Here is a 15,043-nt window from a genome sequence, read left to right on the forward strand (position 1 = left end):
CGACATTAAAGCGTCAGCTGCTTATCCGGCAGATCCTCATCCGTCAGCAAAGCTCCAATGGAAGGAATGGAACGGCAGCGGTAGCGGCCGTTATCGGTAAGCGCCGCGTCCTCCATGCGGACGGCGCGGGTGACCGTGTGCTTGCCGCGCAGCACCATCGCCTGTACGCCCTGTGTCGAGCGGCTGGCCTTGATATCCAGCATGCCCGCGCGGAAGGTCAGCGCGCGGTTCGCGGTGGAAAACATGGTGATCTCGGTCGTTTCATCCACCGGGAAGAAGAACTGAACGGCGGGCGACTTGCCCGAGTACGCGCCCGTCAGGCGGCGGCGGTTGGTCTTGGTTTCAAAGCTGTCGATCGAGAAACGGGCGGCCTTGCCGTTCTGGAACACGACCGCCATGATCCCCTTGTAATCGCCGGGCTGGAACGCGAACACCGGCGTTTCCCCTTCGTCCATGCCGAGCTTAGAGGCCAGATAGTCGCCCAGCGCGGAGGCTTTGCAGTCGTCAAAATCATACAGGCGGGCTTTGTAGGCCTGCTGCATGTTGGTCAGGAAGATGATCTCCGCCTTGTTGGTCGTTTCAGTCTGCCAAACGATCTCATCCCCTTCCTTGAGCTTGTGCTCGCTGCCCATGCGGAAGGATTGAGGCGTAATTTTCTTAAAGTAGCCCTCGCGCGTCAAGAAGAGCAGCACAGGGTAATCCTCGATGTGTTCGGTCTCGTCGAACACGGGCACGGCTTCGGCGGTGACGAGCTTGGTGCGCCGCTCGGACGGGTACTTTTTGATCACCTGCTCCAGCTCCGCGACGATGATATTTCGGATCTTCGCCTTGCTGCCCACGATCTCTTCGAGCTTTTTGATCTCTTTTTCAAGCGCTTCGGTCTCCTGCGTGCGCTTAAGGATATATTCCTTATTGATGTTGCGCAGGCGGATATCCGCGATATACTCGGCCTGAATCTGGTCGATTCCAAAGCCGATCATCAGGTTCGGGATGACCTCGGCTTCCTCGGCGGTCTCGCGGATGATGCGGATCGCCTTATCGATATCGAGCAGAATCTTGGCAAGGCCGTGCAGCAGATGCAGCTTGTCCTTCTTCTTGTTCAAATCGAAGTATACGCGGCGGCGCACGCATTCGGTGCGCCACGCCGTCCACTCGTCCAGCACCTGCCGAACGCCTAAAACGCGCGGCAAGCCGCCGATCAGCACGTTGAAATTGCAGGAAAAGCTGTCCATGAGCGGCGTCATCTTCATCAGCTTGGCCATCAGCTTATCCGGGTCGGTGCCGCGCTTGAGATCGATTGCCAGTTTCAGGCCGGAAAGATCGGTCTCGTCGCGGATATCGGCGATTTCGCGCAGCTTGCCCGCCTTGGCCAGCTCGGCCACCTTGTCGATAATGGCTTCGATCGTGGTCGTATACGGGATCTCGGTGACCTCGATGATATTTTCCTTTTTTTGATATTCCCACTTAGCGCGCACCTTGAACGAACCGCGGCCGCTCTCATAAATGGCGCGCATTTCGTTTTCATCGTAGATCAGCTCGCCGCCGGTCGAAAAGTCGGGCGCGGGCAAGGTGGAAAGCAGATCGTGCGCCGGGTCCTTGATACAGGCGATTGCGGTGCGGCACACCTCGGCCAAATTGAAGCCGCAAAAGTTCGACGCCATGCCGACCGCGATGCCCGTATTCGCGGAAGCGAGGATGTTCGGGAAGGTCGTCGGCAGCAGCGAAGGCTCCTTCATCGTGCCGTCGTAGTTGTCCACAAAATCAACCGCGTCGCAATCGATGTCGCGGAACAGCTCGGCGCAGAAAGCGTCCAGCTTTGCTTCGGTGTAACGCGGGGCCGCATAGGCCATATCACGCGAATAGACCTTGCCGAAGTTGCCCTTGGAATCAACAAAGGGATTTAAAAGCGCTTCGTTGCCGCGCGTCAGGCGCACCATGGTTTCATAGATCGCGCCGTCGCCGTGGGGGTTGAGCTTCATCGTTTCGCCCACGATGTTGGCGGACTTGGTGCGGTTGCCGTTCAGCAGCCCCTTTTTGTACATCGTGTACAGCAGCTTCCGGTGCGAGGGCTTGAAGCCGTCGATCTCCGGGATGGCGCGGGACACGATCACGCTCATCGCATAGGGCATATAGTTCTCGCGCAGCGTATCCGTGATGCGCTGCGGCGTGGACGGATGCTCTTTATATTCTTTTTTCTCGGGTTTTTTAGCCATTTATTTGTTCACCTTTTCAGCCAGCGGCATATGTGCCGCATGGAAATCTTTATCGAAAGCAGATTTATGAGGAAGGGTATGGGCGCGCCGCGGGGTGACCTCACCAATGTCATTTGGTTAATGATTTTGTCATCCTGAGCGAAGCGAAGGATCTCGCGCGAACGCGCGGTCCCATCATAAAATCGCGCATTCGCGCGAGATTCTTCGTCACTACGTTCCTCAGAATGACAATGCAATAAAACTTATCTTAACGACATTGGTGACCTCACCGCGCACGTTAGGTATGCTATAAAATTTCCAGCAATATCGCACCCAACCATATGAATACGGCGCATACGCCAAACAATGGGGCAAGGGCGATCCACTGCCGCAGCGCTTCCATCAGCGTTAGATCCCGCCGCATTTCTGGCGGACCGGCAAGCAGTTCTTCCTTACTTCTGCGCCACTTGGCGTTTTGCCAAACGCCGAACAGGTGCTCAAACGTCGCTTTGCCGTTTTGTTTAGCCAACCGCCGGACGATCCCTTGCGGTATCTTTGATAAGATATAAAGCGATACTGCGCCGCCAATAAAAAATAGCACCGTCGGTTTCCGATAGGACCAGCAAAAAAGCCAAAAGTCCGCCATTGCTAAAATCCAGAACGCGCACACAATTTTGACCTTCCGCACAAAATCTCTCCGTTCCGGGTAAACGCGCCCCAACAACTATCTTCAGACACCCCGCAAAGCATAATGGATCTTCTTACGAGATATCGGCCAGCTCTAAATATAAATATCCGTTTTCCGCGATATATTCCTTGCGGCCCGCGAGGTTGTCGCCGAGCAGCAGGTCGAACATATCGCTGGTCGCCTTGGCTTCCTCTGGCTCGACGCGGATCAGGCGGCGGGTCTCCGGGTTCATGGTGGTCTCCCACATCATGTCGGCCTCGTTTTCGCCAAGGCCCTTGGAGCGCTGGATGAGCATCTTTTTGCCTTCCAGCTTTTTGATGATCGCGGCTTTTTCGGTTTCGTCGAACGCGAAATAGCTTTTGCCCTTGCACTCGATCTCATAAAGCGGCGATTCCGCGATATAGACAAAGCCCTTTTCGATCAGCGTGGGCGTTAGGCGGTACAGCATGGTCAGAATCAGCGTGCGGATCTGGAAGCCGTCCACGTCCGCATCGGTACAGATGATGACTTTATTCCACCGCAGGCTGTTCAGGTCAAAAGCGGAAAGGTCCTTGGAGGCTTTGTTGCGCACCTCTACCCCGCAGCCGAGCACCTTTAAAAGATCGGTGATGATATCGTTTTTGAAAATTTTATCGTAATCGGCTTTCAGGCAGTTGAGTATTTTGCCGCGCACCGGCATGATGGCCTGAAACTCGCTGTCGCGGCCCTGCTTGACCGAACCGAGCGCCGAATCGCCCTCCACGATGTATATCTCGCGGCGCGCAACGTCCTTGGTGCGGCAGTCGACAAATTTCTGCACGCGGTTGGCCAGATCAAGGTTGCCGGAAAGCTTTTTCTTGATGTTAAGGCGCGCTTTTTCGGCCTGCTCGCGCGAGCGCTTGTTGATGAGAATCTGCTCGGCGATCTTGTCCGCTTCGGCCTTGTTTTCGATAAAATAGATTTCCAGACCCTGCTTTAAAAAGTCGGTCATCGCTTCCTGAATGAATTTATTGGTGATGGCCTTTTTGGTCTGGTTTTCGTACGAGGTCTGGGTGGAAAAGCAGTTGGTCACCAGCACGAGGCTGTCCGCCACGTCCTGAAAGGTGACCTTGCTCTCGCTTTTGGTGTACTTGCCGATCTGCTTGATATACCCATCGATCGCGGAAACAAAAGCCGAGCGCACCGCCTTGTCCGGCGCGCCGCCGTGCTCCAGCCACGAGGAGTTATGATAGTATTCCAGCCGCTGCTCGCTTGGGGAAAAGCAGAACGCGCAGGAAAGCTTCACCTTGTATTCCGGCTTGTCCGCGCGATCGCGGCCGCGCCTTTCGTTTTCCAGAAACTGCACGGAGGTGAGCGGCGTCCCGCCGGCCAGCTCCTGCACATAGTCGACAATGCCGTTTTGATATAAAAACTCGCTTGTTTCAAACTTGCCGCCCTGTTGGTCGCGCAGGATGAATTTCAGCTTATTGTTGACCACGGCCTGCCGCTTGAGCGTGTCCTGATAATAATCGAGCGGCACGCGGATATCGGTGAACACCTCAAGATCGGGCTTCCAGCGAATCTTGGTGCCGGTCCTTTTCGAGGTCGTCTCCTTTTTAATGAAGCCTTCCTTGGTGCCGGTCTTGTTTTCGCCCTTTTCAAAGTGCAGGCTGTATTCAAAGCCGTCGCGCACGACGGTAGCGTCCATATATTCGGAGGAGTACTGCGTGGCGCACGTGCCAAGGCCGTTAAGACCCAGCGAAAACTCATAGTTTTCGCCGGTGTCGTTTTGGTATTTGCCGCCCGCGTACAATTCGCAAAAGATCAGCTCCCAGTTATAGCGGTTTTCCGCCGCGTTCCACTCCACCGGCATGCCGCGTCCTTGGTCGGCCACCTCGATCGAACCGTCCTCGTACCGGGTCACGGTGATCTCGCTGCCGTAGCCCTCGCGCGCTTCGTCGATTGAGTTGGAAAGTATTTCAAAAACCGCGTGCTCGCAGCCCTCCAGCCCGTCCGAGCCAAAGATAACGCCCGGGCGCTTGCGCACGCGATCCGCGCCCTTGAGCGAGGAAATACTTTCGTTTCCGTAATGCTGCTTTGCCTTACTCATGCTTTTTTTGCACTCCTATACCCAAATAAAACCGGCGCTTTCGCCGGTGTCAAAATTTATACATATTACCACAACTATATTATATACCACATCTTGCGTTTCGTCAAATTGGATGCACTGCTCTCGGTGTATTTTCTCCCAATTTACGCACAAACTAACCGTAATTCTCCCTGAAAGGACGAAATGCCATGTCTTCTTTCGATTCCCGGGTGAGCGCGCTGCGGCAGGCGCTTGCCGTTAACAAAAGCTTTGACCTGCTCGAGCGGCCGGTGCGCTTCGCCGGACGGCGCGCCATGTTCACGCTGATAGACGGCTTTGTCAAGGACGAGCTGTTTGAAAAGATCATGGAGTTTTTCTACTCCCTGAAGCAGGACGATCCCTGCTTTGCCGATGAACAGGCCTTTTTAGACCTTGCCGTGCCCTACTGCGAAGCCGCGCTGGAACAGGATGAGAGCAAGGTCGTCACCGCCGTGCTCGCCGGGCAGACCGCGCTGCTGATTGAAGGTTTTGCGCAGTACGTGCTGCTTGATATCCGCACCTATCCCCAGCGCGACACCGCCGAGCCGGAGAAGGACAAGGTTTTTCGCGGTTCGCACGACGGCTTTGTTGAAACCATGGTTTTAAACTGTGCACTGATCCGCCGCCGTATACGCTCGCCGCACTTGCGGATGGAGGCTTTCACGCTTGGCGCCGCGAGCAAAACCGACGTGGTGCTCTGCTATATGGCCGACCGCGCGGACGACGCGCTTTTGAAAAAGCTGCGCGACCGCCTGACGCGGGACGGACAGCAGGTGGACGCTTTGACCATGAACAGTGAAAGCTTGGCCGAGCTGCTGCTGCCCCATAAATGGTATAACCCGTTCCCCCGCTTCAAATACACCGAAAGGCCGGACGCCGCCGCCGCGCAGGTGCTCGAGGGCGACGTTGTCCTTCTGGTGGACAACTCCCCCGCCGCCATGACGCTGCCGACCTCTATTTTCGACATCATGGAGGAGGCGAACGACTATTATTTCCCGCCGCTGACCGGCTCTTACTTGCGGCTGACGCGCTTTCTCGTGCTGCTGCTGATGCTGCTGGTCACGCCGCTTTGGCTGCTGGTCAACCAAAATCCCACATGGCTGCCGGAGGGGCTTGCGTTCCTCATTCCCTCCGAGCCGCCCGCGGTGCCGCTTTTCTGGCAGCTGATCATTTTAGAACTCGGCATCGACGGGCTCAAGCTCGCCACCCTGAACACGCCTTCGATGCTGACGACCTCGCTTTCGGTCATAGCGGGTATCGTGGTGGGCGATTTCGCGGTCAAATCCGGTTGGTTTTCCTCCGAAGCCATGCTGTATATGGCCTTTGTCGCGTTGGGCGGGTTCAACCAGCCTTCGTTCGAGCTGGGCTATGCGATGAAATTCATGCGCATGGGCTTGCTGATCCTGACCGTCACACTGAACGTTTGGGGCTTTTTGCTCGGCCTGCTCGCTATTCTGGTCATCCTGCTCTCGTGCAAAACCTTTTCGGGGCACAGCTATCTGTACCCCTTGATCCCCTTTAACGGCAAGCTGCTGATGAAAAAGCTGTTTCGCCCCTCGGTCCGCCGCCAATAAAACAAACGCGGGGTTACAAAAAAACTGTTGCAAAATAGAAGAGTAACCAAATGTCATTCTGAACGAAGTGAAGAATCTCGCGCGAACGCGCGTTCGCGCGAGATTCTTCGTCGCTTCGCTCCTCAGAATGACAAAATTGGTAGCATTCTTCGCTTTGCAACAGTTTTCTATTCATTTGTGGGAACTTATTTTACAGCCTTTTCTTTTGCGTTTTTTCGTGTTATACTGGTTCTGCATTTTATCTGATAAAGGAGTAAACTGACATGATCGTCGTACTGAAACAGAACCCTGAAAAAACGCGTGTTGACCGGTTGATCCGGCACTTTGAAGATATTGGTCTGAAAATCAACTATTCCGAGGGCGCGAACACCACCATTCTTGGCCTGATGGGCGATACGTCCAGCATCGATGAAAACGATGTGCTGGCCTATGAAGTAGTCGAGCGGGTACAGCGCGTGACCGAGCCGTTCAAGGCCGTCAACCGCAAGTTCCACCCGGACGATACCGTGCTTGAGGTAGCGGGCCGCAAGATCGGCGCGGGCTATTTCAACGTGATGGCGGGCCCGTGCTCGGTCGAGAGCGAGGAGCAGATTCTGGAGGTGGCCGAAAGCGTCAAGCGCGCGGGAGCGTCGTTTCTGCGCGGCGGCGCGTTCAAGCCGCGCACCTCGCCCTATTCCTTCCAAGGCTTGGAGGACGCGGGCCTGAAGCTGCTGCTGGAAGCCAAACGCCAGACCGGCCTGCCCATCGTGACCGAGATCATGAGCGAAAAGCATCTCGATTTATTCGCGGACGTCGATATCATCCAGCTTGGCGCGCGCAACATGCAGAATTTTATGCTGCTCAAGGAGCTGGGCCGTTCGGATAAGCCGATCCTGCTCAAGCGCGGCCTTTCCGCCACCATGGAGGAGTTCCTGATGGCCGCCGAATACATCTTCGCCGAAGGCAACCGCAACGTTATCCTGTGCGAGCGCGGCATCCGCACGTTTGAAAACATGATCCGCAACAATTTGGATATCACGGCGGTGCCGCTTGTCAAAAAGCTCAGCCACCTGCCGATCATCATCGACCCGAGCCATGCGGCCGGACGGCGCGACATGGTGCAGCCGCTTTCCCGCGCGGCAATCGCCGCGGGCGCGGACGGCCTGATCATCGAAGCGCACAACAACCCGCGCTGCGCGCTGTGCGACGGCGCGCAGTCGCTCGACCTGCCGCAGTTCGACGAGGTCATGGCCGATATCAAGCGCCGCGCCGAATTTGAAGGCAGAACGTTTATTACCGAATAAGAACAAAAAGAAACGCCCGCCGCAACCTTCGTTGCGGCGGGCGTTGGGCTGCCAAAAAAAGAATTTTGACAGTCTGAAAGGCTGGCGGCTATCTAGATACACGCAAAAAGGTTAACTGCCGCCGCAGCAGCGTGACCAGCAGCGGCGCAAAGATCAGCTGCAAAAGGATGCCGGGCAGACCGGTGACGACGCTCGTCAGCACGGAGGCGGGCGCGGCGCACTGCATGCCGAACAACGTGCCGCCGACAAACAGCGCCAGCGCGTAAACAATGCGCCCGGCGACCTGCGCGCCGATCAGCGCGGGATAAAGGGGCAGTTTCTTGGCGAGCGCGCCCGATACCGCGCCGTAGGCCGTCAACTCACAGAGCATGAAGGGCAGCAGCGCCATCGGCGGCATGCCCGAAAGCAGGGCCGAGAGCAGCGGCGTGGCAAGGCCCGCCGCCGCGCCCCAAGCGGGGCCGAGCAGCAGGCCGCAAATCAGCACGGGCAGATGCATGGGCGAAAAGACAGAACCGGCGGCCCGGCCGCCGATCAGATGAAAGATCTGCGGCAGCAGCACGCCGACCGCGATGAGCAGGGAAGCCGCGCATAGGCGGCGTGTAAAGTCCTTTTGTTTTACCATGTGGGTCGTTCCTCTGTGTTGTCAAAGATTTCGGCATGCTCGTCCGCTCCGGGGGGCTCGAATTTCGCGTCCATACGGCCGAGCAACGCGCCTTCGATCAGGTAAACGCGCCGTGTTTCGTGTCGCAGGCCCTCGTTTCGGCGGGAAAGCCGCGCGAGCCTTGCCGGTTCCGCCGCTTGCACGACCAAAAGCCGCGCGGCAAGGCCGCGCGACGAAAAGTAGGCGCGCGCCGCGTCCCGTTCGGCGCGCAGCCAAAAGCCATAGTCCAAAACAGCGTCCACGCCCTTTTCCGCAAGCTGCGCGGCGAGAGAAAACAGGTAGGAAAGGCAGCGCAGGGCGGTTTCATCGTGCCGGGGACCAAGGCAGCCGTCAAACAGGGTGAGCATCAGCTCGTCGCACGAGAGGACGACCGCGCCCTGATCGGCAAAACGCCGCGCGAGCGCCGTTTTGCCGGCGGCGACGCGGCCGCATAAGATCGTGATCAAATTTTCACCAACTCGTACTGCCGCGTGCCGAGGCCGAGTGCCTCGCCGTGGTCGAGCGCGACGACCCAGTTCGTATCCGGGTGGGCGTAGTGGAAATGATCGTGCGCATGCCCGCCGTGAGAAGCATGCTCGTGCACATAGGAATCCGGGTTGGCGGGCATGGCGTTTACCGCGTCCGCGCAGGCCTGATCGAGGGCGATCGGGTCGTACGAGGCGAACATGCCGACGTTCGGCACGATCGGCACGTCGTTTTCGGCGTGACAGTCGCAGTTGGGCGAAACGTCGAGCACCAGCGAGATATGGAAGCAGGGCCTGCCGTCCACGACCGCCTTGGTGTACTCGGCGATCTTGCAGTTGAGGATATCGTTGGATTCGTCGTTCGCGGCGTCGACCGCGTCGCGCGGGCATACGCCGATGCAGCGGCCGCAGCCGACGCATTTGGCATGGTCGATCGTGGCCTTTTTCTCCGCGATCGTAATGGCGGAATGCGCGCAGATTTTCTGGCACATGCCGCAGCCGATGCAGTGGCCGTGCAGAACATGCGGCTTGCCCGCCGAATGCATTTCCATCTTACCGGCGCGCGAGCCGCAGCCCATGCCGATGTTTTTCAAGGTGCCGCCAAAGCCGGTTGCCTCGTGGCCCTTAAAATGGGTCAGGGTGATGAAGATATCAGCGTCCATCATGGCGCGGCCGATTTTGGCTTCCTTCACATATTTGCCGCCTTCGACGGGTACCAGCGCTTCGTCCGTGCCCTTCAGGCCGTCCGCGATGATGCAGTGGCAGCCGGTGGAGAAGGGGGAAAACCCGTTGAGATAGGCGGAATCCAAATGATCGAGCGCGTTTTTGCGCCCGCCGACGTACAGGGTGTTGCAGTCGGTCAAAAAGGGCTTGCCGCCGCGCTCGCGGATAAAGTCCACCACGGTCTTGGCCCAGTTGGGACGCAGGAACGCGAGGTTGCCCGGCTCGCCGAAGTGGATCTTGATGGCGGCGAATTTCTTGTCAAAGTCGATATCGCCCATGCCTGCCGTCTTTAGCAGGCGGGTCAGCTTTTGTTGCAGGTTTTCGTTCATCGACGCGTGAAAATCCGCAAAATAAACCTTGGATGCTGGCATAGTGCACTTCCTTTCCGTATGCTTGCTGTTATTTTCAGTATAGCACGCGAAAAGGCGGCGGGCAATGGGCAATCAGCCCGCCTGCGTCAGGTCGGTCAGCGCGCCGAAGGTATAGCCCGCCTGCTCCCATTTGGTCAGCAGTTCGTCAAGGATGCGGGCGTTGGTGGACGAGGTCGAGTGCAGCAGCACGATCGCGCCGTTGTGAATGCGCGGCAAAAGCTTGGAATAGGCCTGCTCATCTGTGGGCTGATTGTCGGTATACCAATCCACATAGGCAAGGCTCCAGAACACGGTCGTGTAGCCGAGGGACTGCGCCTGCTTCAAATTTTCTTCGGAAAACTTGCCCTGCGGGGGACGGTAAAACTTTTGCATCGGCTTGCCGGTCAGCGCTTCAAACTTTTCGGCAAGGCCGTTTAATTCGGCTTCAAAGGAGGCCTGATCCGCTATTTTGGACATATCCGGGTGGTGCATCGTGTGGTTGCCCACGATATGGCCCTCGTCCACCATGCGCTGCACCAGTTCGGGCGCGGTGTCGATAAAATTACCCACGAGGAAGAAGCACGCGGGCGCGGAATGCTTTTTCAGCGCATCCAAAATGGCCGGCGTGTTGCCGTTTTCAAACCCCGCGTCAAAGGTGATGTAAATGGTCGGTTTGGCGGTATCCGCGACGTAAAACGCGTTCCACTGCCGCAACGTGTCGGCGGAAACGTTGCCCACGGGCGGCTGGCCCTCGGTCTGGAAGGAAAGACCCCAATCGGAAACCGAAGCGGGTACCGCTGCTTCCGCTTCGGCGGAGGTCTGCGCGGCGTCGTCCGCCGGTAAGCGCCAGAACAGCACGGCCAGCACCACACAGACCGCCGCCGCCGCGGCAATGCGATATAACGTATCGCGCGTGATCGTAATAAACATAGTGAAACGCCCCCTTGGTCAAACAGTATGAAAGGGGGACGTGGATTATGCGCTTTTTTATGTGCGCGGGCGGCGCGTAAAAAGGGTGGCGTAGCCGCGGCGGATCCCTCAATAATGCGCGTGACATTCCTGTGGGCGCATGATAAACTATAAGTACCAAATAAAAGGACGGAGGTAGGTCTTTATGGTACGAAAGCTGAAACGGGCGCTCGCGCTGCTGACGGCGGCCCTGCTGCTCGGCACAATGGCCCCCTTGGCGCTTGCGGCGGGAAACGGGCAAACGCCGCTGTATGAATACCTTGGCTATGGATCCGAGCAGGCCTTTTTGAACGAATGGAACTGGTCGGAAAACGAGGAGGCAACCTACGACTGGTGGGAGGATACCTACCAAAACTTTGTGCTGCAATGCACGGAGGATCCGCAGCTGATGGTGGATTGGTACGGCTATACGCTGCCCACCGCGGCGGAGGTGAACGGCGTGACGGTGGAGGAGCTGCCGAAGGCCGCGGCGTGGGAAATGACCGAGCAAAAATACGAAGAGACCTACGGTTGGAATTATGGCTGGGAAGAGCCCGAACCGCCCACGCTTTCCGTGCAGCTGATGGGGGAGACGGTCGCCTTTCCGGACGCGCAGCCCGAAACCGTGAACGGGCGCACGATGGTGCCGCTGCGCGCCATGGTGGACGCCCTGCATGGCGAGACCGGCTATGACGGCGGGGCGTCGTCCGTCACCGCCAAGGTGGGGGAAACGACCGTGCGCTTCGCGCTCGGCGGCGATAAGCTGTACTGGACGGGCCCGGCGGACAAAGCGCCGGAAGGCCTTGTAAAGGACGGCGCCGAAAGCTACCTGCCTATGGATGTACAACCCTATGAAAAGTCCGGCCGCACCTATGTGCCGGTGCGCTTTTTCGCGGAGGCGTTCGGCCTGACCGTCCAGTGGGACGAGTGGCAGCAGACGGCGGTGGTTTACGATAAAGCCGCGCTGATCGATTCCATCGACAGCCGGTTTACCGTGCTCAACCAATGGCTCGCGGCGCAGCCGGCGCGGGATACCGATCAGGCGATGCGTATGGCGGCCACGATCGCGGTCACCTATACGACCTTCAACTCGATCGATGGGGACGAGAGCTTTCCGCTGAACGGCACGCTTTCCGTGCTGACAGAGGGCCAAAGCTACCAGATGGATCTAAAGCTCGATCTGTACGCCATGGTACGCATGCTGATCGACAAGGCAGCGCCGTATGTGGACGAGGAGCTTTCCAAAGCGATCGACCTATTAAAGGGCGATCTGCAAAACGCTACCTTTGAAATGATCTATAACGCGGATGAAAACACCCTGTATTTCCGCTGCCCGCTGCTGCTCAAGACGATCGGACTGGCCGAACCCGACATGACGCCCAAGGAAGGGACGGACGCTTGGGTGCGGATCGAGGACGCGATCGACCAAAGCCTGCTCGACGCGGCGGGGCTGTATAACCGCATCGCGGAAAACGGCGGCAAGCTGACGATCGGCGCGCTGATCGTCGAGCCAAACGAAGCCAGCTTTAAAAAGTGGTTCGCGGCCTCGTTCTGGCAGAGCGCGAACGATGCGGCGGATGGCTTGGAGCTGTTTTTGGGCGACGGCAAATTTACCAGAAACGGCGACGCCTATACCGCCCGCTTTGACGAGACCCCGCAGGAGGGCGCCGAAGGTCTGGCGGGCATGCTGGTAGACCTTGATATCGCCTATGTGAAGGGTTCGGTCGTGCTGAATACCCGAACCGGCGTGGCGAGCGGCACGCTTGCGGTGCGGCAGGATACGTATTGGAGAGATCAGCTGCTGACCTATGAATTTGAGGGCGACGCGCAAAACGCGGCCTTTAAAATGAGCATACACACGAACAACACCGGCAAGCTTGAAATGGAAATGCAGATCACGGAAAAGCCCGCCTCCGGTTCTCCGGCCGCCCGGCCGCCGGAAAACGACAAGGTGATTGATCTGAACGATTGGCTCGGTTTGCCGGAAGCGGAGCCGGAAAGCCAAAACAACGTGATCGCCGTCATGGTGCCATAGTTTGTAAAAAACGCTGTAGCAGGATGATTCCAGAGGGAATCGCCTGCTGCGGCCTTTTTTATGTACCGCGCCGGTTTTGATGAACCGCATGAGCGAGGGCGGCCGCGACCGGTGCCGCGCTGATTAACATATTCGATTCAATCCTTCGCTTGCCGCTTGCCGCGCGCATGGGTCAGCAGGATCACCAGCCGCGCATGCGCTGCTTCAACACTTTTTTGCGGCTTTGCGCCGGTCAAATAGCCCAGCGCTTGGTTCCATTCGCTGAGCGCCGTGGTATCCGGAGGGGCCGCCAGCAGTATTTCGATGAGCCTCTTTTGCTGGCCACTGTCCATATCATGCAGATCGGATACGCGGGCAGCGCCGCACTGTTCGGCTAGCTTGTCCAGCAATGATCTTTTATGGATCGCCAAATCGTTCACCTCCCGCCGTTTCTGTACAAAATCAATATTTTGTATAGAAGCGTCCCTTGACGGCGACAGAAGAAAACACAGAACATGTAAAAAACCGTCACATCCTGTCGTGATAAGGAGCGAAAGGGCGCAACAAATGCAGGCCGCAAAAGGAAAGCGCGCGCGACCTGTGTTTACTGTGCCTAAAATTCCCATATGACTTGCGGTTTTTGACGAAACATGCTATAATTCTATGAAAATATGTATTTCAAATGCATGAGCGCCGGCAGCAAGCAAGGCAAAATATTGATTTTGTCTAACTGACCAGCCCCAAACGATCCAGCTGGCGGATGTGCTCCGCGCCGGTGGTGAGAAGGTAGAGCCGCGTGGTTTCGATGCTGGAATGGCCCAGCGTATCCGCTAGACGCGTAATGTCTTTGCAAGCCTTATAAAAGGTCGTGGCGAACAGGTGCCGCAGATTGTGCGGAAAGACCTTGCTTGGCGCTATTCCCGACAGTGAGCACAGGCCCTTCATTTCCGCCCAAATTTGCCGCCGGGATACGCGGCTTCCGCTTCTGGTGAGGAAAACTTCGCCCGAAGCGATCTTTTCTTTTTGGGCGTATTTCAGCAGCTTGCGGCACAACTTGGCGGATAGCAGGATTGTGCGCATTTTGCCTTTCAATGAAATTTCCGCCCGGCCGCGCCGAGCCGCTTCCACGGTGATATACCGCACCTCGCTTACCCTGATCCCTGTGGCCGCCATCGTTTCCATCAGCAGGGCCAGCCGGTCGCGGCCTTGGTTGCGGGCGGTTTCGACCAGCCGGTCGTACTCCTGTCGACTAAGCTCTCTTGCGGGATCGCGAAACATCCGCCGTTGGAGCCGCAGGAATTTGACGCGGCATTCCGTCCAGCCTGTGAAGCGCAAAAACGCGTTCAGCGCGGCCAGCATGGAATTCACCGTGACTGGGGCGTATCCCTCGGTCAGAAGATTTTCCTTCCATCCGGCGGCGGCTTCCTTTGTCACCGGCTCGCCGTTCAGCCACAGGGAAAAAGAACGCAGGTCGCGCAGATATTTTTCCCGTGTGCCGGGGCTGCGTTCCTCGGCTTGCAGGTATCCGCCGAAGGCGGCGGCCTGCTGTAGGGTTACATAACGGTCGTTCATAAAAAATGCCTCCCTAATACGATAATATCCTTATTTTATCGTGTAGAGAGGCATATATACGATTTTTCGTCCGCTTTAGGAGCCGTAATCCTCCAGCAGCTTTGCCAATGCTTCGGCGTCCGACAGGATCACGCCCCTGTTCAGCGCGTCGCGGTCGGCCTGAGGAAGCGAGCGCGTGTCGATTTCGGTGCGCATGAGCAGCGCGCCGTCGCGGTAAACGGTAAGCCGTCCGTCCTCGCTTACCGCTGTGTAGCTTACCGGCACCGCCTGTTCGCTAAGCGCCGGAACGGCGGTGAACCAAGCGCGGGCGGCGAAAAAGGTAAAAATAAGCGCGGCGGCGCAGGCGGCCAGCGCGATCCGGCGGCGGCGTTTCAGCTGCTGCATCGCCAGCATGTAAAAGCCCTGCATCATCTTTTTTTCACTTCCTTTTTTCAGTGTTTCATTTCATTTGATCGGAGGATGTCCAAATAATTTGGATTTATTCACCA

Annotated in this window: 13 protein-coding genes; 3 read left to right on the forward strand and 10 right to left on the reverse strand. The window is 57.4% G+C overall.

What is annotated here, in order from left to right:
- Positions 1 to 5: 5 nt before the first annotated feature.
- The 3 genes from NE562_RS06690 to NE562_RS06700 form a co-directional block, all read right to left on the reverse strand.
- Positions 6 to 2,213 (reverse strand): DNA gyrase/topoisomerase IV subunit A, encoded by a 2,208-nt coding sequence (locus tag NE562_RS06690; protein ID WP_280961638.1) that lies wholly within the window; start codon positions 2,211 to 2,213, stop codon positions 6 to 8.
- A 286-nt stretch (positions 2,214 to 2,499) separates the two neighbouring features.
- Positions 2,500 to 2,721, reverse strand: a complete 222-nt coding sequence (locus tag NE562_RS06695) for a hypothetical protein (protein WP_280961639.1) — start codon at positions 2,719 to 2,721, stop codon at positions 2,500 to 2,502.
- Between the two features lie 232 nt (positions 2,722 to 2,953).
- A complete protein-coding gene (locus NE562_RS06700) occupies positions 2,954 to 4,948 on the reverse strand; it encodes a DNA gyrase/topoisomerase IV subunit B (protein ID WP_280961640.1) in 1,995 nt (664 codons plus the stop codon).
- Positions 4,949 to 5,136: 188 nt separating this feature from the next.
- On the opposite strand from NE562_RS06700, the gene NE562_RS06705 reads away from it, so the two are divergent.
- A complete protein-coding gene (locus NE562_RS06705; protein WP_280961641.1) occupies positions 5,137 to 6,540 on the forward strand; it encodes a spore germination protein in 1,404 nt (467 codons plus the stop codon).
- 263 nt (positions 6,541 to 6,803) lie between these two features.
- On the forward strand, positions 6,804 to 7,823 hold the full coding sequence (gene aroF / locus NE562_RS06710) for a 3-deoxy-7-phosphoheptulonate synthase (protein WP_280961642.1): 1,020 nt from the start codon (positions 6,804 to 6,806) through the stop codon (positions 7,821 to 7,823).
- A gap of 88 nt (positions 7,824 to 7,911) precedes the next feature.
- Here aroF and NE562_RS06715 read toward each other — a convergent pair whose 3' ends face one another.
- The 4 genes from NE562_RS06715 to NE562_RS06730 all read right to left on the reverse strand — a co-directional run bounded on the left by NE562_RS06715 (position 7,912) and on the right by NE562_RS06730 (position 10,951).
- Positions 7,912 to 8,445 carry an ECF transporter S component gene (locus tag NE562_RS06715; RefSeq protein WP_280961643.1) on the reverse strand — a complete coding sequence of 178 codons (534 nt, stop codon included), beginning with the start codon at positions 8,443 to 8,445 and terminating at the stop codon, positions 7,912 to 7,914.
- Complete coding sequence (locus NE562_RS06720) at positions 8,439 to 8,930, reverse strand: AAA family ATPase (protein WP_280961644.1); 492 nt, start codon at positions 8,928 to 8,930, stop codon at positions 8,439 to 8,441. The genes NE562_RS06715 and NE562_RS06720 overlap by 7 nt, the downstream gene beginning before the upstream one ends.
- Complete coding sequence (locus NE562_RS06725; protein WP_280961645.1) at positions 8,927 to 10,042, reverse strand: DUF362 domain-containing protein; 1,116 nt, start codon at positions 10,040 to 10,042, stop codon at positions 8,927 to 8,929. The genes NE562_RS06720 and NE562_RS06725 overlap by 4 nt, the downstream gene beginning before the upstream one ends.
- A 72-nt stretch (positions 10,043 to 10,114) precedes the next feature.
- A complete protein-coding gene (locus NE562_RS06730; protein WP_280961646.1) occupies positions 10,115 to 10,951 on the reverse strand; it encodes a polysaccharide deacetylase family protein in 837 nt (278 codons plus the stop codon).
- Between the two features lie 184 nt (positions 10,952 to 11,135).
- On the opposite strand from NE562_RS06730, the gene NE562_RS06735 reads away from it, so the two are divergent.
- Positions 11,136 to 13,004 carry a copper amine oxidase N-terminal domain-containing protein gene (locus tag NE562_RS06735; protein ID WP_280961647.1) on the forward strand — a complete coding sequence of 623 codons (1,869 nt, stop codon included), beginning with the start codon at positions 11,136 to 11,138 and terminating at the stop codon, positions 13,002 to 13,004.
- A 137-nt stretch (positions 13,005 to 13,141) separates the two neighbouring features.
- On the opposite strand, the gene NE562_RS06740 is transcribed toward NE562_RS06735, so the two are convergent.
- The 3 genes from NE562_RS06740 to NE562_RS06750 form a co-directional block, all read right to left on the reverse strand.
- Positions 13,142 to 13,414, reverse strand: a complete 273-nt coding sequence (locus NE562_RS06740; protein WP_280961648.1) for a hypothetical protein — start codon at positions 13,412 to 13,414, stop codon at positions 13,142 to 13,144.
- 295 nt (positions 13,415 to 13,709) lie between these two features.
- Entirely contained in the window at positions 13,710 to 14,555 is an 846-nt protein-coding gene (locus tag NE562_RS06745) for a tyrosine-type recombinase/integrase (RefSeq protein WP_280961649.1), read from the reverse strand.
- 75 nt (positions 14,556 to 14,630) lie between these two features.
- Complete coding sequence (locus NE562_RS06750; protein ID WP_280961650.1) at positions 14,631 to 14,966, reverse strand: BofC C-terminal domain-containing protein; 336 nt, start codon at positions 14,964 to 14,966, stop codon at positions 14,631 to 14,633.
- Between the last annotated feature and the right edge of the window lie 77 nt (positions 14,967 to 15,043).

It is taken from the genome of Butyricicoccus faecihominis (assembly GCF_024462775.1).
Lineage (GTDB): Bacteria > Bacillota > Clostridia > Oscillospirales > Butyricicoccaceae > Agathobaculum > Agathobaculum faecihominis_A.

Excerpts from the sequence above, each read along its gene's own strand:
- NE562_RS06735 (WP_280961647.1), top strand. The coding sequence starts at position 11,136 with ATGGTACGAAAGCTGAAACGGGCGCTCGCGCTGCTGACGGCGGCCCTG.
- NE562_RS06715 (WP_280961643.1), bottom strand. The coding sequence starts at position 8,445 with ATGGTAAAACAAAAGGACTTTACACGCCGCCTATGCGCGGCTTCCCTG.
- NE562_RS06700 (WP_280961640.1), bottom strand. The coding sequence starts at position 4,948 with ATGAGTAAGGCAAAGCAGCATTACGGAAACGAAAGTATTTCCTCGCTC.
- NE562_RS06705 (WP_280961641.1), top strand. The coding sequence starts at position 5,137 with ATGTCTTCTTTCGATTCCCGGGTGAGCGCGCTGCGGCAGGCGCTTGCC.
- aroF (WP_280961642.1), top strand. The coding sequence starts at position 6,804 with ATGATCGTCGTACTGAAACAGAACCCTGAAAAAACGCGTGTTGACCGG.
- NE562_RS06690 (WP_280961638.1), bottom strand. The coding sequence starts at position 2,213 with ATGGCTAAAAAACCCGAGAAAAAAGAATATAAAGAGCATCCGTCCACG.
- NE562_RS06745 (WP_280961649.1), bottom strand. The coding sequence starts at position 14,555 with ATGAACGACCGTTATGTAACCCTACAGCAGGCCGCCGCCTTCGGCGGA.
- NE562_RS06730 (WP_280961646.1), bottom strand. The coding sequence starts at position 10,951 with ATGTTTATTACGATCACGCGCGATACGTTATATCGCATTGCCGCGGCG.
- NE562_RS06725 (WP_280961645.1), bottom strand. The coding sequence starts at position 10,042 with ATGCCAGCATCCAAGGTTTATTTTGCGGATTTTCACGCGTCGATGAAC.
- NE562_RS06750 (WP_280961650.1), bottom strand. The coding sequence starts at position 14,966 with ATGATGCAGGGCTTTTACATGCTGGCGATGCAGCAGCTGAAACGCCGC.